Source organism: Photobacterium sp. R1 (genome assembly GCF_054600795.1).
Genome location: NZ_BAAHZP010000502.1, coordinates 1 through 276 on the forward strand (window position 1 = coordinate 1; position 276 = coordinate 276).

At 55.8% G+C, this 276-nt stretch carries 1 pseudogene; it reads right to left on the reverse strand.

Annotated features, from left to right (window positions below):
- A pseudogene (locus ACYP03_RS26035) lies at positions 1-160 on the reverse strand (GNAT family N-acetyltransferase); the annotation flags it as partial.
- Positions 161-276 lie beyond the last annotated feature (116 nt).

Here is a 276-nt window from a genome sequence, read left to right on the forward strand (position 1 = left end):
GGCCGTCATCATCGACTATCATCCGATGGCAACTCAGGGCGTCATAGGCATCGCGTTCTGATCCCGCTGGCATATGCCAGGGCTGGCGCAACATCCGCCAGCGAAAGTCAAAATAGCGGGCCAGTTCCGCCTCAGTTTGCGGGGTGATCAATCGAAACATAGCGTCCTTCTCCAGTCATTCAATTCCATTTGCGCGTTCACACGCTCCGCCTGTTGGTCTGCTTTGCGGCGCAAACGGCGGCGGTTATTCAGATAACCCGCTTGTTCACGCTATAG